A 16,100-nucleotide genomic window follows, 5' to 3' on the forward strand; every position below is an offset into this window, starting at 1 on the left:
GTCAGCCGCACTGCATGGCGCACCGACCCGCCTCGAACCGGCCCGCGGCCAGGTCCTCGGCCCGGATCACCCAGTAGAGCATTCCGGCGTCACCCCAGCACATGCCGGCTTCCTGGCAACTGTCGATCTGGGCGAGCAGCACCCAGCGCGCCGCTTCCCCGGCAAAACCCGGGTCCTGCCAGGAGTCCGCGAGCTCCAGGGCGGCCAGCTCGTTCTCCACCGGCCCCTGGACCGGCGCGGCGAAACCCCCGACCTGGTGGAACGGCCCCTTGTCCACCTCCCAGCGCAGCTCGCCGAACACGTCGGTGCCCGACCGCCCCGGACCGAGGACCGTTCGCACGGCCTCGGCCAGCGTGGCCCCGCTCGCCGTCCCGGCCACCGGACGGCGCTCTGCCCCTGGTGGAACAGGGCCACCCGGTCAAGCTGCGGCACCGGCAGCCAGATCCGCCCGCCCGGTTCGAGGAACGGCGCGTCCGTCCAATGTAGACGGTCGTCCCGGACGACGGTGCTGATCCGGCCGTCCGGGGTGCGGCGCTTGAGCGCGTGCGCCACCAGGTCGGTGAAGTACAGGTTCCCCTCGCCGTCCATGGCCGTGCCGCCCACCGCGGGCAGCTCCGCCCAGGGCTCGACCGCCGCCGTGAGCTGCCCGGCGGAGACCGCCGGATCGTCCAGCAGGCGGGTGGGCACCCGGGACCACGGGCCGTGCAATGTGCCGTAGTAGAGCCACTTCCGGTCCGGGGACAGCTCCAGCGGATCGGCGTGCACCCGCAGCGGGCTGCCATCCGGCGCGCGCAGCACCGCGCCGTCCAGCACCAGCGGCCGGTCGGCCGGCGTCGGTCAGGTAGGCGTGGCGGCCGTGGAACCGGACGTCGTCGAGGTAGCCGCCGGTCAGGGCGACCGAGCGGTCGAAGTGGTGGATCCAGCTGGCCTCGTTGGTGGCCAAGGTGATCCGGACCAGCTTCGCGCCACGGGGGAGTGGGTCACCGCCGAAGTCGGGCGAGCCGGTGTCCACCACCCACAGCGAACCGCGCCTGTCGTGGTGGATGGCGTTGACGTTGACGAACTTCCGCGCGGGATCCTGCCCAGCGCGCCAGGAGTTCCACTCCGCGCTGGGATAGGGCCGGGGCAGGCCGTCCTGGTCCAGCAGGCCCAGCGCCGGACCGCGCGAGCCGCTCCAGCGGGGACCGGAGACGAACACCCGGCCGCGGTCGACGGCCACCGCGTTCCAGATCATCTCCGCGCTCTGCGCGGCGACGCGGAGACTGGGGACGGTCGCGCCGGCCAGTGGGAAGGCCAGCGCGACTGCCAGCAGTACGGCGGGAAATCTCATGTGCCGCAAGATAAACCGCGGATGGTGGTTACTCGCAAGGACGGCAGGTCACCTCGGGGTGACCAGCTCACCGGCCGGTGCCCGGTCAGTTGGGGAAGCAGCGCCAGCGGATGGCGCGCTACTCGCTGCGGCCGAAGATGGTGTCGTCGTCGGCGATCAGGTCCACGTGCGCCGTGGTGGTGCCCACCGGTAGTGGGAGCGTGCCCAGCGAAGTGGTGCCGCGCCAGGCTTTGGGCGTGCCGTGGTAGTCACCCGTGGTGCCCGCGCTGAGGCCGCGCTGGTTCAGCGACCAGCTTTGTTTTCCGGGGACCGATGAGTTTTCGCCGCGGCCCGGGTCCAACCCTGTGAAGACCTCGAACGAACAGGAGCAGGACCATGGCGAAGGTGATCGTCGGCGCGAGCATGTCCCTGGACGGCTACGTCTCCGGGCCGGACAACACCGGCTTCGACCAGCTCTTCCGGTGGTGCACATCCGGTGACATCGAGATCACCACCACCAACCCCGAGCTGTCCTTCAAGCTCACCGAGACCAGCGCCGCCCACGTGCGCGGCCAGATCGAGGACTCCGGGGCGATTGTGTGCGGCCGTGGCGTGTTCGACCACACCGGCGGCTGGGGCGGCCTGCACCCGATGGGCTGCCCGGTGGTGGTGCTCACCCACCAGGTGCCCGACGGCTGGCAGCGGGAAGGGAAGAACTTCGTCTTCGTCACCGAGGGCATCGAGGCCGCCATTGCCAAGGCCAGGGAACTTGCCGGTGACAAGATCGTGGGTGTGTCCGCGGGCACCATCGGCAGCCAGGCCCTGGCCGCGGGGCTGGTGGACGAGGTGTGGGTGGAGCTGGTGCCGGTGGTGCTCGGCGGCGGCACCCCGTACTTCCAGTCGCTGGGCACCACGCCGCTGGACGGGCCGTTCTCGGTGGAGCAGGGCATCGGCGTGACCCACCTGAAGTACCGGGTGGTGAAGTAGCCGCCTCAGAGCCAGCCGCGTCGCGCCGCCTGCACCCCGGCCTGGAACCGGGTGGTCGCGCCGAGCCGCTCCTGCAGGACGGCCACCCGGCGGACCACCGTGCGGCGGGACAGGTTCAGCCTGCGCGCGATCGCGTCGTCGGTGGCGCCGATGGCCATCAGGGTGAGGATCTGGCGGTCCCGCGGGTCCTCGGGGGCGTCCACCCCGGCCGCGGAGACCGGGACCGCCAGCTTCCACAGCGTCTCGAAGGTGTTGGACAACGCGGTGAACAGGCTGGAGGTCCGCACCAGCAGCGCGACCACGCCGGGACCGCTGTCCGCCTCCAGCGTCACCACGGCCAGCTCGTCGTCGCCGATCACCAGCTTCATCGGCAGGTCCTCCATGGTGCGGGCCTGCTCACCCGCGGTCACCATGTCCGCGATGTCCGGCACGGTGGTGTCGCTGAAGGCCGCCTCGTAGTAGATCGTGCGGTAGGCGACCCCGGCGGCCATCCGCTCGTACTGCAGCTTCTCCTGGGCGACGTAGTAGGAGGGCGGGGCGAAGTACGGCGGCCGGTCGATCACCCGCACCTCACGCCGGGCGGCCCGTTGCAGTTGCTGCATGGTGGCCAGGATCTGGTCGGTGTCGCTGATCACTTCCAGCGGACCGTAGGTGCCGTTCTCCTTGCGGGCGAAGCGAAACAGCCGCTCCAGCTCGGTGCCGGTGCGCCGCAGCTCGGCCCGGCGCACCGCGTCGCGCTGCAGGAAGGACTCGGTGATCTCGGTGGGGGAGTTGGCCTCCCACGCGGTGCCCTCCAGGTTCAGCGCCACCGCGATGCGCAGCCCGGCCAGCTCGTGCAGCACCTGGCGCACCCGCTCGGCCTCGATGCCGGTCTCGGCGGCCAGCGCGCCGACCGTGCTGCGCGGCAGCGCGACCAGCGCGCGGTAGACCTGCCCGTGTTCGGTGGCGGGGTCCAGCGCCTCCAACACCGTCCACCCCCGTCGCGTCCCCGAGCCCCGGACCGGACCATAGGAGCCGGGGACGCCGACGGTCAACCTGGGTAGCTCAGGCACACAGAGTCGCGGCCATGGTGTCGTCGTTGAGCTTGAGACCGCCGTTGCTCATCGGGGTCACGCTGCTCAGCACCACCGACTGCTTGCCGCTCTCGGTGGCGAAGCCGAACGTGGTGTACCCGGCCATCGCGCCGTTGTGCCCGTAGGCGCTGACCCCGCAGGGCAGGTCGATCTTGGCCAGGCCGAGCCCGTAGAACCCGCCGGGGAACGGCTTCTTCATCTCCGCCAGCTGCGCCGGCGGCAGCAGCTCGCCCTTGAGCAGCAGGTCGAGGAACTTGGCCACGTCCACCGCGGTGGAGTACATCGCGCCGGCCGCCCAGGCCAGGGTCGGGTCCTGCGAACGGCTGTCGACGCGCACCGGCACCAGCGGCACCGCCACGTAGCCGGTCACGTACGGCGCGGGCATCAGCTGCTGGCCCGCGGTCTGCAGGCCGGTGTTGGCCAGCCCGTGCGGCAGGAGGATGCGCTCGGCGATCTCCTGGTTCACCGTGCGCCCGGTGACCCGCTCGATGAGCAGGCCGAGCAGGATGTAGTTGGTGTTGGAGTAGCTGTACTTGCTGCCGGGCGGGAACAGCGAGTTCTGGGACAGCCCCGACTTGGCGTGGTCGAGCACGTTCCAGGTGCGCCACCAGTTCGTCGGCAGCGCCACGATGGTGTTGAGGTACTCGCCGATGCCGCTGGTGTGCTGCAACAGGTTCCGCACGGTGATCTTGGTGTCGTCGTGCGTGGTGCCGGTGGCCAGACCGGGCAGGTAGGCGCCGAAACCGGTGTCCAGCCCGACCTTGCCCTCGGCGACCAGCTGCAGGACCACGGTGGAGACGAACATCTTGGTCAGGCTGCCGACGCGGAAGTGGTCCTGCTCGGTGATCGGCCGGTTCTCCTGCCCGGAGACCTTGCCCGCGTGCACCGACCAGTGCTCGCCGGCGCCGAGCTTGAACGCCGAGGAGCCCATCGCGCGGTGCTGGCCGACCAGCGCGTTGACCGCGGCCTGTGCGACGTCCTTGGCCGGGGCAGGCGCGGCGGTGGCGGCGCCGGTGGTGGTGGCGGCCACCGCGACGGTCAGCAGGACCGCGCCGCGCCGCAGCAGAGTGGGGAGAGACATGTGGAGGTTTCCTCTGGTTGTCGGAACGGTCAGCCGCGGTCGCAGAGCGCGGTCTTCACGGCTTCGACCAGCTGGCTGGCCGGGGTGCCGGAGGAGGAGGCGCCGGCCAGCTCGGCCGGGTCCAGGTTGTTGACCGTGACGAACGCGGCGCGGCCGTCGGTGCCGGCCGCGGCCATGGAGTGGTAGCCCGGCCAGACGCCGTCGTGGCCCCAGGCCTCGCCGCCGCAGGGCAGCGGGATGCGCATGATGCCCATGCCGTACTCGGGCGCGTTCGGGATCGTGTGCGGGGTGAGCATCTCGGCCAGCCGCGCCGGTGAGACGATCTTGCCGCCGAGCAGGCTCTGGTAGAACTTGGTCGCGTCCGCGCCGCTGGTCACGATGCCGCCGCTGGACCCGCCGAGGCTCGGCTCGAACACCTGGGTGACATCGACGTAGAGGCCGCGGCCGATGTAGCCGCGCACGTGCCCTGGCGGCAGCGCCTTGGTGCCCGCCGGGACGAAGGTGTTGGTCAGGCCGAGCGGGGTGACGATGCGGGTGGCCAGCTCCTCGGGGTAGGTCCGCTTGGTCACCGCCTCGATGATCATGCCGAGCAGGATGTAGTTGGTGCCGGAGTAGCGCCAGCCCTGCCCCGGCGCGAAGTAGGGCGGGTTGGCCAGGCCGAGCGCGGCCACCTGGGCCAGGGTGAACTGGCGCAGCTGGAGCTGCGGGTTGGTCAGCGCGACCGTGACGTAGTCGTAGATGCCGCTGGTGTGGTTGAGCAGCTGGCGCAGGCTGATGGTGTTGCCGTCGTAACCGTTGCCCTGCACCACACCCGGCAGGTATCGCTCCACCTTGGCGTCCAGGCTGAGCTTGCCCTCGTCGACCAGCTGCAAGATCATCGCGGCGGTGAAGGTCTTGGCCAGGCTGCCGGTGCGCACCTTGTGCTCCGCGCCGACCGGCAGGTTCTGCCCCAGCATCCGGGTGCCGCTGGTGACGCTCCACATGGTCTCGCCATCGCGCACGGTCGCACCGCCGCCGATCGCGGCCCGGCTCAGCCGGTGCTGGTCCACCGCGGCCTGGGTGGCCGCGTGCGGCTCGGCGGCCACCGCGGCAGGCGCGGTCAGCCCGCCCACCGCGGCCAGCACGACCACCCCCACGCCGAACCGGCGCAGCTTCGTCCTCGACATATCCCTGTCCTGTCTGTTGTCAGCGGTGCCGGACGGCCCGGCCCCCTTGCTAGGCCGTCCGGCAAGGCAGATTCTGGCCAGGGAACCGGGGTCAGCGGGGTGGTTCTGCCTGTCGCAGGTGGGCAATGGCCCAACTACGCCAGTAGTCTCGCCGCCACCTCGGCGGCAGGAGGTTCCGGTGGAACTAGTGGACGTGTACGTGCCGACCGTGCTCGGCCGCCTGCGGATCCGCCAGGCAGGCGCCGGTCCGGCCATGCTGTTCTGGCCCAGCCTGCTGATGGACAGTGCACTGTGGACAGCCCAGGCGGAGTACTTCGCCGGCACCCGTCAGGTCGTGCTCATCGACCCGCCCGGCCACGGCGCCAGCCAGCCACTGACCCGCGAGTTCACCTTCGCCGAATGCGCCACCTGCGTGGTGCAGGTCCTGGACCACCTCGGCCTGCCGCGGGCGGACTTCGTGGGCAACTCCTGGGGCGGCATGATCGGCGGCACCTTCGCCGCCCGGCACCCGGACCGCATCGGCGCCGCGGTGCTGATGAACTGCACCGCCTCCCCGGCGGGCCTGCGCCAGCGACTCGAGTACGCCCTGCTCACCCGGATCGCGAGGTTGATGGGCGGCATCCGCGCACCCCTGGTCCCCTCGGTGATCGGCGCCTTCCTCGGCCCCACCTCCCGCCGCACCAGACCCCACACCGTCGCCGCCATCCGCGCCGCCCTGACCAGGGCAAACGTCAACTCGGTGACCTGGGCGGTGACCAGCGTGGTGCCGCGCCGCCCGGACCAGCGCGGGCTGCTCGGCCTGATCCGCACCCCGGTGCTGGTGGTCGCGGGAGTGGAGGACCCGACCTTCCCGGTGGCCGAGACCCGGGCCATGGCCGATGCGATTCCCGGCGCGCGGTTCGTGGTGCTGGACAACGCCGCGCACCTGGCCGCGCTGGAGGTGCCGGAGACGGTGAACACGCTCATCGACGGGTTCCTGCGGGCACAAGACTGAGCAGGAGCGCGAGCCCGCCGATCCCGGCCGCGGCGGTGAAGATCAGGCCGAAGTCCTCGCCCAGCGCGGTCAGTCCGGCCAGACCGAGCGCGCCGCCGACCTGGCGGGTGGTGTTGATCAGCCCGCTGGCCAGGCCAGAGTCGGAGGTGGGGACGTTCGCGCTGGCCAGGGCGGTGAGCTGGACGAAGGCCAGGCCCAGGCCGAGGCCGGTGAGCAGGGAGGGGCCGAGCAGGTCGGGGAGGAAGGCGCCGTGCGCCGGGGCGCGGCCGAACCAGATCAGGCCGGCGGTGACCAGGGCGAGCGCTGCCGGGAGGAGGACCGGCGCCGCCCAGGCGCGCAACCCGCCCCGCGCCGCGCTGCTGTCGCCCGTCCCGCCGCTGCCCCGCGCCGCGCTGCCGCCTGCCCCGCTGCCGCCGTTCTTCCCGCGCGCCTCGCCGCCCCGCGCCCCGCTGCTCCGGGCCAGCGCCGCCCGCCCGCCGCTCCCGGCCTGCTCACTCCGCCCGGCCCGCCCCACCCAACCGGCCACTGCCGAGCCCAGGATGATCGCCCCCGCCAGCGGCAGCTGCGTCAGCCCCGCCACCAGCGCCGAGTACCCCAGCACCTGTTGCTGGTACAGCGGCAGGAAGAAGAACAGGCCCACCCACAACCCGCCCAGCGCCAGCATCACCAGGTTCGCCAGTCCGACCGACCGGATCCGTACCACCCTGGGCGCGACCAACGGTTCCGCCACCCGTCGCTGGGCCAGCACGAAGACCGCCAGCAACCCTGCCCCCACCGCCAGTCCTACCCACCGTGCCACCCCCGAGGCAGCCAGACCGTAGGTCAGTGCCACCAACCCGCCGGTCACGCTGACTGTGCCGACCAGGTCCAGCCGTCCGCCGTTGCCTGGCTGGTCCGCCGGCACCACCCTCGGCACCGCCAGCACTGTCACCAGCCCGGCGGCCCCGATCAGCACGAAGATCGACCGCCAGCCGCCCACCTCGGTCAGCACTCCGCTCAGCAGCACCCCGGCCGCGCCGCCCGCGCCGGAGACCGCGCCCCACACGCCGAGTGCCCGGCCGCGGGCCGCCGGTTGCGGGTAGTGGGTGAGCACCAGGGACAGTGCGGCCGGGGCCAGCAGGGCCGCGCCGACGCCCTGGGCCGCGCGTGCGCCGATCAGCACCGCCGGTGACCAGGACAGGGTCGCGAGCAGCGCTGATGCGGTGAAGATCACCAGTCCGGCTTGCAGCAGGCGGCGTCTGCCTGCCAGGTCGGCGAGGCGTCCGCCGGGGAGCAGCAGCGCGCCGAAGGCCAGGCCGTAGGCGTTGACCACCCAGGACAGTCCGGCCGGGTCGAAGCCCAGTCCGGTGCGGATCGCGGGCAGGGCCACGTTCACGATCGAGGTGCTCAGCACGACCAGGAACTGCGCGGTCGCGAGCACCACCAGGGGACCGGTTCTGCCGGTCATGTTCACCTCCGGGAAAGTGTGAGTAATTAATCACTCACACTTTGCGGAGTCAAGCCGACTGGTACAGGGAACCGGTCGTCAACCGGTCCAGCGGACGGGGGCTGACCGGGCCTAGCGTGGAGCTCGTGACCGAACGAATCGCGCTCAACACCGGAATCCCCGCCGCCTACAAGTCCCTGCTCGAAACCGCCGGACACGTCAGCAAGGCCGCCCGCGAGGCCGGTCTGGACGCCAAGATCCTGGAGCTGGTCAAGATCCGCGGCTCGCAGCTCAACGGCTGCGCCTTCTGCATCGACCTGCACACCAAGGAGGCGCTCAAGCAGGGGGAGAGTGAACGCCGGATCTTCCTGCTCAACGCCTGGCGGGAGACCGAGCTGTTCACCGAGCAGGAGCGTGCCGCGCTGGAGCTGACCGAGCAGGTCACCCGGCTGGCCGAGACCAGGGAGGTGCCCGAGGAGATGTACCGGCGCGCCACCGCGGTGTTCAGCGAGCAGGAGTACCAGGCGGTGATGTGGATGATCGTGGTGATCAACGCCTACAACCGGCTCGCGGTGCCCAGCGGCCGAAAGCTCCTGGATGCGTGATCCCGGCCTGGACCTGCACCTGGGCGGCATCCGCCGCAGCCAGGGCGGGGTCGGCCGCTCACTGGAGGAAGCGCTGCGCGAGGCGGTCCGCTCCGGCCGCCTCGCACCCGGCGCGCGCCTGCCCGGCAGTCGCCGACTCGCCGCGGACCTCGGGCTCGCCCGGGGCACGGTGGTGCAGGTCTACACCCAGCTCATCGCCGAGGGCTGGCTGGTGGGCAGCGGCGGCTCCAGCACCCGCGTCGCCCCGGGGGCTGACGCCGCGGCCGTCCCGCCCGCCACGCCACCACCGTCCACTTTGGACCTGAGGCCCGGTCGCCCGGACATCAGCGCCTTCCCGCGCACCGCGTGGACCGCCAGCATCCGGCGCGCGCTGAGCACCGCGGGCCGGATGGATTTCGACTACGGCGCTCCCGGCGGCCTGCCCGGGTTGCGCGCGGCCCTCGCCGACTACGTGGCCCGCACCCGCGGCGTGCGCGCCGACCCGGACGCCGTCGTGGTCACCTGCGGCTTCAGCCACGGCCTCGCCGTGCTGGCCAGGGTGTTGCGGGAACTGGGCATCGGCACCATCGCCACCGAGGACCCCAGCCTGCCCTGGCACCGCCAGTGGCTGACCGCGGCCGGTCTGACCACCGCCCCGCTCACCGTGGACGCCCACGGCGCGGACCCCGCCGACCTGCCGGGCGAGGCCCGCGCCGCGCTGCTCACCCCGAACCACCAGTTCCCCAAGGGCTGCGTGCTCACCCCGGCCCGCCGGCAGTCCTTTGTGGACTGGGCGAACCGGGTCGACGGCTACCTGATCGAGGACGACTACGACGGTGAGTTCCGCTACGACCAGCGCCCGGTCGGCGCGCTGCAGGCGCTGGCCCCGGACCGGGTGGTCTTCGCGGGCAGCACCAGCAAGACCATGGCCCCCGGCGTGCGGATCGGCTGGCTGGTGCTGCCACCCGCGCTGCGCCAACCCGTCCGCGAGCAGCTGTTCGCCCTGGGCGCGGCCGTCCCGTCGGTGGACCAGCTGGCCCTGGCCGACCTGATCGGGCAAGGCGACTACGACCGCCACATCCGCCGTGCCCGCCTGGCCTACCGCAGGCGCCGCACCGAGCTGGTCACCGCGATCGAAGCCGCCACTCAGTCCACAGTGGACGGAATCCCGGCAGGCCTGCAAACCCTGCTGCCACTGGAGTCCGCCGAACGCGAGGCCGAGCTGGTCGCGGCCGCTCGCGCCAACGGCCTGCTGCTGCAAGGGATGCACGCCTTCGGCTACTGGCACGACCAGCCCGGCACGCCGCCCGCCGCCCTGGTCCTCGGCTTCGCCACCCCCGCCCCGCACACCTGGCGCCGCACCCTGCAAACCCTGCTGCACACCCTCCGCTAGACCGGCGATTGTGCCTGCCGCGCCTGAACTTCGTCGTAGCGGCGCTGGTTGTCGCCGATCTCGTGCCGGTGCGCCTCGGCCCATTCGCCAAGGCCCTCAGCCGCGTCCAGCAGCGCGCGGCCCAGTGGCGTGAGGGTGTACTCGACCCGGGGCGGCACGCTGGGGTGCGCGGTGCGGGTCAGCAGGCCGTCGCGTTCGAGCTGCCGCAGGGTGAGGGTGAGCATTCGCTGTGAGATGCCGGTGACCGCGCGGTGCAGCTCGCTGAAGCGCAGCGTTTGATCGCGGAGCCGCCCGATGACCGGGATGGTCCACTTGTCGCCGACCAGGCCGAGGATCCCCAGCACCTGACGGCACGCCTGCTCATCCGTCGCGGCGGGTTCGCGAGTCGCCAATGGTTACCTCCGTGTGCGTCACCGACAGGAATGTGCCGTCTTGCCGCCGGACCGCCGGTGCCAAAGCATGTGCTTGCGAACGAACAGTAGCCGTGATGGCGGGAAGGGGTTGGGGTGGCGAGAACTCTGGTCGTGGTCGGTGCCGGTCCGGGGTTGGGCATGGGGGTGGCGCGGACGTTCGGCCGTCGCGGGTTCCGGGTCGGGTTGATCGCCAGGAACGCCGAGGCGCTCGACGGCCTGGTCGGCGAGCTGACCGGGCTCGGCGTGACCGCCGCGGCCTTTCCCGCCGACATCAGGGACCGCGCCGCGCTGACCGACGCGCTCGGCCAGGCCGGGCGAGCGCTGGGGCCGGTCGACGTGCTGGAGTTCAGCCCCAGTCCGACCGGTGCGATCACCGGCGCGGTGCGGACCACGGTCGCCTCCGCCGCCGAGCAGTTCGAGCTGCACGTGCTCGGCGCGGTGACCGCGGTGGCGGCGGTGTTGCCGGACATGCGGGCGCGCGGCGCGGGCACGTTGCTGCTCACCACCGGCGTCTCCGCCGCGGTCCCCGCCCCGTTCCTGGCCAACGTGGGCCTGGCCATGGCCGGACTGCGCAACTGGGCGCACACCCTGCACGCCGAGCTGCGGCCCGAGGGCATCCACGTGGCGACGGTGACGATCGCCTCCGGGGTCATCCCCGGCGACCCGGTCGCCGACCCGGACCGGATCGGCGACCGCTACTACGAGTCCTACCGGCGGCGGGAGCGGGCCGAAGAGGTCATCGGGGACCTCGATGCGTTCCGCGCCCTCGTCGCCGCGAGCTCCGGCTCAGGTCTCCGGGGTGTCGATGATGGCGACCGCCCGGGTCCAGCCCGCTGAGGCGCGGTGCACCTTGTGCGGGAAGCAGGAGATCTGGAAACCGGTGGCGGGCAAGGCTTCCAGGTTGTGCAGCTTCTCCAGGTGGCAGTAGCCGATGTCGCGGCCTGCCTTGTGGCCCTCCCAGATCACCGAGGGGTCGCCCTCGGCGGCGTAGCGCTTGGCGGTGTGCACGAACGGGGCGTCCCAGCTCCAGGCGTCGGTGCCGGTGAGGCGGACGCCCTGCTCCAGCAGGTGCAACGTGGCGGCGCGGCCGACGCCGCAACCGGTGGAGACGTAGTCCGGCTGGCCGTAGCGGGTGCCCGCGCTGGTGTTGACCACCACGATCTCCAGCGGGCTCAGGGTGTGGCCGATCCTGGCCAGTTCGGCGTCGATGTCGGCCGGGGTCACCACGTAGCCGTCCGGGAAGTGCCGGAAGTCCAGTTTCACCCCGGGTTGCAGGCACCACTCCAGCGGCACCTCGTCGATGGTGATCGCCCGCTGCCCACCGTCCATTGTGGACGCGAAGTGGTAGGGCGCGTCCAGGTGGGTGCCGCAGTGGGTGGTCATCCGCACCCACTCGATGGCCCAGCCCTCGCCGTCGGGCAGGTCCTCCTTCTTCGCGCCGGGGAAGAAGGAGATGACATCGGCCGCGGTCTCCTGGTGGTCCAGGTAGGTGATCTCCGGGGTGAAGCCGGGCGGGTCGGAGGCGATGCCGCTCATCAGCGGGACCGAGATGTCGACGAAGGTGCGCATGCCGACATCATGGTCCAGCCGGTTGGTCACCACCGGTTGAGGTGCAGCACCTGCTCCAGCGGCTGGCGCGGCGCGGGTTTGAAGCCCTCGCCGGTGTAGTGCGCGGTCGGGATCAGCGCGGCCTGGTGCACGGTGGGCGGCAGGCCGAGCAGGTCGGCGACCTCGCGCTCGTACTTCAGGTGCAGGGTGGTCCAGGCGGTGGCCAGGCCGAGGCTGCGCGCGGCCAGCATGTAGCTCCAGGCCGCGGGCAGGATCGAGCCCCACAGACCGGACTGGTTGCCCGCGGGCAGCTCGGTGCGGTCCGGGGTCTCGATGGCCGGGATGACCAGCACCGGCACCCGGCCCATGTTCCGCGCCAGGTGTTCGGAGCTGGTGCGCACCCGCTGCTGGGTGCGCTGGCGGTTGGGGTCGGGGTGCGGCTGGTTGCCCGCGGACTCCGGGGTGTCGAAGTAGGCCTCGGCCGCGCGCCGGTAGTACTCGCCGACGGCCGCGCGCTGGTCGGCGTCGGTGATCACCAGGAAGTGCCAGCTCTGGGCGTTCGAACCGCTGGGCGCCTGCAACGCCGTGGTCAGGGCCTGGCGGATGAGGTCCAGGTCGACCGGGCGTTCCAGGTCGAGACGGCGGCGGACGGTGCGCGTGGTGGTGAGCACCTCGTGCGCGGTGAGCTCGGTCATGCGGCCAGTATCCGGGCGCGGGTTGCCCCGGCAGCGTGATCCCGGAGAGTGGAACGGCGGGAATAGATCATGGGGCACTAGGCTCGGCGACAAAGTGTTTCCGGGGCAGGGGAGGGACATCGTGGCGAGCTGGGACGAGCTGGTCAGCTACGTCCGGTCGGCCTACAAGGTGGTCGAGGAGCGGCCCGACGAGCTGCGGCTGCTGGTGCGGTTCGAGGACGACCGCAGCCAGACCGTGCTGATCGGCCGGGAGACGCTCGACCGGAAACACGAGTGGGTGCAGATCGCCTCACCGTGCGGGCAGGTCGGGCACGTGGACCTGCGGGCGCTGCTGGTGGAGGTCGGGCACAACACGGTCGCCGGTGGCGTGGTGATCATGGGTGAGCACGTGGTGCTGCGGCACACCCTGCCGCTGGAGAACCTGGACCTCAACGAGTTCACCGAGCCGCTGAGCCTGCTGGCCGCCACCGCGGACGAGCTGGAGGAGCAGTTCTCCGGCGAGGACGACGACTACTGAACCTGCCCCCACTCGATGTGGTGCTCGGTCAGCCAGGCCGAGGAGTTGCGCGGGCGCTTGGCCAGCAGGCGAGGCAGCATCAGGTCGCGGAGCAGGCGTTTCACCGGTCCCGGCGCGGCCCGGCCGCCCATCCGCGCGCTGGTCGCCACCAGGCGTTCCACCCTGGGCCGCCGGATCTCCTCGAAGCGGGCGAAGGCGGCCCGCACCGGGTGGTCGCGCAGGCACTGGGCCAGCACCACCGCGTCCTCCATCGCCATGGACGCGCCGTGGCCGGCGTTGGGCGCGGCGGTGTGCGCGGCGTCGCCGATGACGATCATCGGTCCGGCCGACCAGCGGGGCAGGCTGGCCAGGTCGTAGGAGTTGCTCGGGGTGATCCGGCCGGTGGTGGCCCTGATCAGCTCGGCGACCCCGGCGCGGTCGCGGGCGTAGAACCCGGCCGCGTGGTCCCGCCAGTGCGCCGCCGAGGTCTCCCGCAGCTCGGCGCGGGTGAGCTCGGGGCCGGGCACGTTGGCGAACCACCAGGTCTCGCCGTCCGGGCTGGCCGTGCAACCGAAGAAAGCCTTGCGGCCGTAGGTCATCCGGTACACGCCCGGCTCGGCGGGCACCGGCGCGTAGCCGCAGATGGTGCGCAGGCCGAGGAACCGCGGCGACGGCGCGGCCGGGTCGATCAGGGTGCGCACCGTGGAGTGCACGCCGTCCGCGCCGATCAGCAGGTCCCCGGTGGCGCTGCGGCCGTCGGCGAAGTGCGCGGTGACCCGGCCGTCCGGCTCGATGCCCGCCCCGGTCAGCCGCGCGCCGTGCTCGATCCGGATCTCCCGCCGGGCCGCCTCGGCGTGCAGGGCGCGGAAGAGCGCGGTGCGGGTGATGGTCTGCGGGCCGGGCACCAGCGGCATCGCGGCCAGGCGTTTTCCGTTGCCGTTGAAGAACTCCAGGCCACTGGCCGGGAAGGCGTGGTCCAGCACCGCGTGCTCGGCGCCGATCGCGGCCAGCGCGTCCACCCCGTTGGGGAAGATGGACATGAACGCGCCGATGTCCTCCGCGCCGCTGGGATAGGCCTCGTAGACGGTCGCGCCGATCCCGGCCCGCCGCAACGCCATCGCCGCCACCGGACCGGCGATCCCGCCGCCGATGATGATTGCCTCGGTCATCGCGCCCCCCTACGCCAACGTCAGTCAGTCACCGCTTCACGCTAGCGCCCTCCGGTGCGCAGCGCGTCCGACAGCGCGACCAACTCCCGCACATCCGCCTCCAGGCCCTCCGCACTGGGGATGGCCAGCGGGACCGCGTGCTCGGCGGCCGGGATGCCCGCCGCGTGCGCGCGCAGGGCGGCCAGCAGCTGCTCGGCCAGCGGCACCTCCTGCCGCCGCACGCCGCTGAGGTACGGGCTGATCCGCACCAGCCCGTCCCGGCACTCGATCACCCGCCGGTAGTAGCGGCGGTGCACCCCGCGCAGCCCGTACAGCTCGCGCAGGGTGTTGGCGGGCAAGGAGTCCAGCGTGTCCTGCGGGAACCGCTCGTGCATGATCGTCCACAGTGGATGGAGCCGCCGGTACAGCAGCAGGTGCTGCCACCACACGCCGAGCCCGGCCAGCCGCATGCCCGCCGCCGGGTAGCACACCCCGGCCAGGAACAGCAGGATGCCCAGCAGCACCAGGGTGATCCCGGTGTCGACGAACCAGCGCGGCACTTCGGCTCCGGACCAGCGCAGCAGCACCGTCGGCAGGAACACCAGGTCCGCGGCCACGATCCCGGCCAGGCCGACCGCGGCCAGCCGCAGGCCCATGGCCAGCCGCGGTTCCGCGCCGCGGGCGTAGCGCAGGGTCCAGAAGCAGGCCACGCTGAAGCCGAAGATCACGTAGGCCAGCGACATCACGAAGAACACCGCGACCGGGGTCACCGACTGGTCGTTGGTGTCCACCTCGGGCGGGGTCAGCGCGGCGGCCACGCCCAGCACGGTGATCGCGATGCCCAGCGGCACCAGGCACCAGCGGGCCCGGCGCCGGGCCACCTCCTCATCCAGCGCGGAGTGCAGGAAGAACACGATCAGGCAGTTCACCGCGGCCAGGGTCAGCGAGTGCTGGACGAACCGGGAGCCCATCGGCGAGATCCCGGCGAAGGTGGCGTGCGCGTTGGCCAGCTTGAGGAACGGGTAGGCCAGCGCCCAGCAGAGGACCACGCCGACGATCGCGCGCAGCCGGATGTCGTGCGGGCGGCGGGCCAGCAGGAACAGCACCCAGCCCAGCGTGAGGTAGGTGGCGACCGGGTAGATCGCGCTCACAACCAGCCCACCCGCTCACCGGAGAGGCTGCGGCTGATCCGCTGGGCGGGCAGGCTGCTGGACTCGCCCGCGCTGATCCGCGCGGCCACCGCGGACCACTCCAGGATGATGGTGGCCACCGCCTCGGCCTCGTACTCCTGCGCGGTGTCGTAGCAGGTGCGCCGGAACAGCGCCTCCGCCGGGGTCGGCTCGTGCCCGGCCAGCAGGTGGCTCAGCTCGTGCAGGATGATGTGGTCCTGGTGCACCGTGGAGGTCTGCGCCTGGAAGTAGATGTGGTCGGCCTCGGCGCCCGCGGTCCACGCGCCGAACGGGCCGGGCGCCGGGAACCGGTGCGGCGTCAGGTGAATCGGCCGCCCGCGCCGCCTGCCGACCAGGCGGCACAGCTCCCGCACGTCCAGTGGCGGCCGGATGCCCAGCTCCTCCAGCAACCGGCGACACTCCTGGCGCAACCTGCGTTCGTTCACCAGCCGTGGCACGGACGCCATGGTGCCAGCAACATCCACCGGAGTGGAGGGCACGCCAGCATGTCTGATGTGGTGCGCGCGAACCGCCCGGCTGCCGACGCCGCTGACCTGCACCGGGCCGGTCGGCATCGGCCGGTGGCGGCGGCGACTGCCACCCGGTTGGCGGCGGCGG

19 protein-coding genes are annotated in these 16,100 nt (G+C 72.2%); 7 read left to right on the forward strand and 12 right to left on the reverse strand.

Going from position 1 to position 16,100, the window contains the following annotated elements; all coding sequences use genetic code 11:
- Window position 1: 1 nt before the first annotated feature.
- Window positions 2–379, reverse strand: a complete 378-nt coding sequence (locus M8C13_RS31110; RefSeq protein WP_252484316.1) for a DUF1963 domain-containing protein — start codon at window positions 377–379, stop codon at window positions 2–4.
- Between the two features lie 156 nt (window positions 380–535).
- On the opposite strand from M8C13_RS31110, the gene M8C13_RS31115 reads away from it, so the two are divergent.
- On the forward strand, window positions 536–718 hold the full coding sequence (locus tag M8C13_RS31115; RefSeq protein WP_252484317.1) for a hypothetical protein: 183 nt from the start codon (window positions 536–538) through the stop codon (window positions 716–718).
- A gap of 730 nt (window positions 719–1,448) precedes the next feature.
- Here the strand turns inward: M8C13_RS31115 and M8C13_RS31120 are convergent.
- The gene (locus M8C13_RS31120) at window positions 1,449–1,670 is read right to left on the reverse strand and encodes a hypothetical protein (RefSeq protein WP_252484318.1); all 222 of its coding nucleotides are present in this window, start codon (window positions 1,668–1,670) and stop codon (window positions 1,449–1,451) included.
- A 35-nt stretch (window positions 1,671–1,705) separates the two neighbouring features.
- Here M8C13_RS31120 and M8C13_RS31125 point away from each other — a divergent pair, with 35 nt between their 5' ends.
- Window positions 1,706–2,296, forward strand: a complete 591-nt coding sequence (locus M8C13_RS31125; protein WP_252484319.1) for a dihydrofolate reductase family protein — start codon at window positions 1,706–1,708, stop codon at window positions 2,294–2,296.
- Window positions 2,297–2,301: 5 nt separating this feature from the next.
- On the opposite strand, the gene M8C13_RS31130 is transcribed toward M8C13_RS31125, so the two are convergent.
- The 3 genes from M8C13_RS31130 to M8C13_RS31140 form a co-directional block, all read right to left on the reverse strand.
- Complete coding sequence (locus M8C13_RS31130; protein WP_252484320.1) at window positions 2,302–3,264, reverse strand: LuxR C-terminal-related transcriptional regulator; 963 nt, start codon at window positions 3,262–3,264, stop codon at window positions 2,302–2,304.
- A gap of 76 nt (window positions 3,265–3,340) precedes the next feature.
- Window positions 3,341–4,450: a serine hydrolase gene (locus M8C13_RS31135; protein WP_252484321.1), complete on the reverse strand. Its 1,110-nt coding sequence runs from the start codon at window positions 4,448–4,450 to the stop codon at window positions 3,341–3,343.
- A gap of 29 nt (window positions 4,451–4,479) precedes the next feature.
- On the reverse strand, window positions 4,480–5,616 hold the full coding sequence (locus M8C13_RS31140) for a serine hydrolase (RefSeq protein ID WP_252484322.1): 1,137 nt from the start codon (window positions 5,614–5,616) through the stop codon (window positions 4,480–4,482).
- A gap of 178 nt (window positions 5,617–5,794) precedes the next feature.
- Between M8C13_RS31140 and M8C13_RS31145 the strand changes: the two genes are divergently transcribed.
- On the forward strand, window positions 5,795–6,610 hold the full coding sequence (locus M8C13_RS31145) for an alpha/beta fold hydrolase (protein WP_252484323.1): 816 nt from the start codon (window positions 5,795–5,797) through the stop codon (window positions 6,608–6,610).
- Here M8C13_RS31145 and M8C13_RS31150 read toward each other — a convergent pair.
- Window positions 6,579–8,057 (reverse strand): MFS transporter, encoded by a 1,479-nt coding sequence (locus M8C13_RS31150; RefSeq protein WP_252484324.1) that lies wholly within the window; start codon window positions 8,055–8,057, stop codon window positions 6,579–6,581. The genes M8C13_RS31145 and M8C13_RS31150 overlap by 32 nt on opposite strands.
- Window positions 8,058–8,182: 125 nt before the next feature.
- Here M8C13_RS31150 and M8C13_RS31155 point away from each other — a divergent pair, with 125 nt between their 5' ends.
- Both M8C13_RS31155 and M8C13_RS31160 read left to right on the forward strand, forming a co-directional pair.
- Window positions 8,183–8,641, forward strand: coding sequence for a carboxymuconolactone decarboxylase family protein (locus M8C13_RS31155; RefSeq protein WP_252484325.1), 459 nt, complete (start codon window positions 8,183–8,185; stop codon window positions 8,639–8,641).
- Window positions 8,634–10,013 carry a PLP-dependent aminotransferase family protein gene (locus tag M8C13_RS31160; protein WP_252484326.1) on the forward strand — a complete coding sequence of 460 codons (1,380 nt, stop codon included), beginning with the start codon at window positions 8,634–8,636 and terminating at the stop codon, window positions 10,011–10,013. Before M8C13_RS31155 ends, M8C13_RS31160 begins: the two co-directional genes overlap by 8 nt.
- Here the strand turns inward: M8C13_RS31160 and M8C13_RS31165 are convergent.
- Window positions 10,010–10,405 (reverse strand): helix-turn-helix domain-containing protein, encoded by a 396-nt coding sequence (locus M8C13_RS31165; RefSeq protein WP_252484327.1) that lies wholly within the window; start codon window positions 10,403–10,405, stop codon window positions 10,010–10,012. The two genes, M8C13_RS31160 and M8C13_RS31165, sit on opposite strands and share 4 nt — an antisense overlap.
- A gap of 114 nt (window positions 10,406–10,519) precedes the next feature.
- Between M8C13_RS31165 and M8C13_RS31170 the strand changes: the two genes are divergently transcribed.
- Complete coding sequence (locus M8C13_RS31170; protein WP_252484328.1) at window positions 10,520–11,263, forward strand: SDR family oxidoreductase; 744 nt, start codon at window positions 10,520–10,522, stop codon at window positions 11,261–11,263.
- Here M8C13_RS31170 and M8C13_RS31175 read toward each other — a convergent pair.
- Together M8C13_RS31175 and M8C13_RS31180 are read right to left on the reverse strand one after the other, a co-directional pair.
- Window positions 11,213–11,995 carry a cyclase family protein gene (locus M8C13_RS31175; RefSeq protein WP_252484329.1) on the reverse strand — a complete coding sequence of 261 codons (783 nt, stop codon included), beginning with the start codon at window positions 11,993–11,995 and terminating at the stop codon, window positions 11,213–11,215. The genes M8C13_RS31170 and M8C13_RS31175 overlap by 51 nt on opposite strands.
- A gap of 26 nt (window positions 11,996–12,021) precedes the next feature.
- A complete protein-coding gene (locus M8C13_RS31180) occupies window positions 12,022–12,669 on the reverse strand; it encodes a nitroreductase family protein (protein WP_252484330.1) in 648 nt (215 codons plus the stop codon).
- A 121-nt stretch (window positions 12,670–12,790) separates the two neighbouring features.
- On the opposite strand from M8C13_RS31180, the gene M8C13_RS31185 reads away from it, so the two are divergent.
- Window positions 12,791–13,186: a YbjN domain-containing protein gene (locus M8C13_RS31185; RefSeq protein WP_252484331.1), complete on the forward strand. Its 396-nt coding sequence runs from the start codon at window positions 12,791–12,793 to the stop codon at window positions 13,184–13,186.
- On the opposite strand, the gene M8C13_RS31190 is transcribed toward M8C13_RS31185, so the two are convergent.
- The 3 genes from M8C13_RS31190 to M8C13_RS31200 are packed head-to-tail and all read right to left on the reverse strand — an operon-like array spanning window position 13,180 to window position 15,928.
- Window positions 13,180–14,334, reverse strand: a complete 1,155-nt coding sequence (locus M8C13_RS31190; RefSeq protein ID WP_252484332.1) for an NAD(P)/FAD-dependent oxidoreductase — start codon at window positions 14,332–14,334, stop codon at window positions 13,180–13,182. The genes M8C13_RS31185 and M8C13_RS31190 overlap by 7 nt on opposite strands.
- A gap of 41 nt (window positions 14,335–14,375) precedes the next feature.
- Window positions 14,376–15,464 carry an MAB_1171c family putative transporter gene (locus M8C13_RS31195; protein WP_252484333.1) on the reverse strand — a complete coding sequence of 363 codons (1,089 nt, stop codon included), beginning with the start codon at window positions 15,462–15,464 and terminating at the stop codon, window positions 14,376–14,378.
- Complete coding sequence (locus M8C13_RS31200; RefSeq protein ID WP_252484415.1) at window positions 15,461–15,928, reverse strand: hypothetical protein; 468 nt, start codon at window positions 15,926–15,928, stop codon at window positions 15,461–15,463. Before M8C13_RS31200 ends, M8C13_RS31195 begins: the two co-directional genes overlap by 4 nt.
- Between the last annotated feature and the right edge of the window lie 172 nt (window positions 15,929–16,100).

The sequence above is a fragment of the Crossiella sp. SN42 genome (assembly GCF_023897065.1).
In the GTDB taxonomy this organism is placed as follows: domain Bacteria; phylum Actinomycetota; class Actinomycetes; order Mycobacteriales; family Pseudonocardiaceae; genus Crossiella.

Coding starts and splice junctions, on each gene's coding strand:
- M8C13_RS31125 (WP_252484319.1), top strand. CDS start 1,706: ATGGCGAAGGTGATCGTCGGCGCGAGCATGTCCCTGGACGGCTACGTC.
- M8C13_RS31135 (WP_252484321.1), bottom strand. CDS start 4,450: ATGTCTCTCCCCACTCTGCTGCGGCGCGGCGCGGTCCTGCTGACCGTC.
- M8C13_RS31140 (WP_252484322.1), bottom strand. CDS start 5,616: ATGTCGAGGACGAAGCTGCGCCGGTTCGGCGTGGGGGTGGTCGTGCTG.
- M8C13_RS31150 (WP_252484324.1), bottom strand. CDS start 8,057: ATGACCGGCAGAACCGGTCCCCTGGTGGTGCTCGCGACCGCGCAGTTC.
- M8C13_RS31160 (WP_252484326.1), top strand. CDS start 8,634: ATGCGTGATCCCGGCCTGGACCTGCACCTGGGCGGCATCCGCCGCAGC.
- M8C13_RS31175 (WP_252484329.1), bottom strand. CDS start 11,995: ATGCGCACCTTCGTCGACATCTCGGTCCCGCTGATGAGCGGCATCGCC.
- M8C13_RS31180 (WP_252484330.1), bottom strand. CDS start 12,669: ATGACCGAGCTCACCGCGCACGAGGTGCTCACCACCACGCGCACCGTC.
- M8C13_RS31190 (WP_252484332.1), bottom strand. CDS start 14,334: ATGACCGAGGCAATCATCATCGGCGGCGGGATCGCCGGTCCGGTGGCG.